This is a genomic window from Kineococcus indalonis (assembly GCF_009906395.1).
Classification (GTDB): Bacteria; Actinomycetota; Actinomycetes; order Actinomycetales; family Kineococcaceae; genus Kineococcus; species Kineococcus indalonis.
The window spans coordinates 1-427 of sequence record NZ_JAAALM010001030.1 but is presented as its reverse complement, the minus strand read 5'-3'; the positions used below and the strand labels follow the sequence as shown (position 1 = coordinate 427).

The 427-nt window shown below is 82.9% G+C and carries 1 protein-coding gene; it reads left to right on the top strand.

The features are described 5' to 3' along the window. The coding region (locus GTR00_RS22545) for a type II toxin-antitoxin system PemK/MazF family toxin (protein WP_205706458.1) at window positions 1-417 on the top strand (417 nt) is incomplete at its 5' end. Window positions 418-427 lie beyond the last annotated feature (10 nt).

The following is a 427-nucleotide window of genomic DNA, read 5'->3' as shown; positions in this document are numbered from 1 at the left end:
CCCGCGAGCGCCCCGGGCGCCGCGGCCGCCTTCGCGTACGCCCCGCGCGCCGACGGCCGTCCCGACCCCGGGGAGGTCGTGTGGGCCTGGGTGCCCTTCGAGGAGGGCGACGGGCGCGGCAAGGACCGCCCCGTGCTCGTGGTGGGCCGCGACGGCGCCGGGCCGGGCGCCGACCTGCTGGTGCTGGCGATGACCAGCAGGGACCACGACCGCGACGCCGCCGACGAGGCCCGCCACGGCCGCACCTGGGTCGACGTCGGCGCCGGCCCCTGGGACCGGCGCGGGCGGCCCAGCGAGGTGCGCGTGGACCGCCTGCTGCGGGTGGCGCCCGCCGACGTGCGCCGCGAGGGCGCCGCGCTGGACCGCGCCCGCTTCGAGCGGGTCGCCGCCGAGGCGCGCCGGGTCCTGGGCGCCTGAGCGGCGGGCG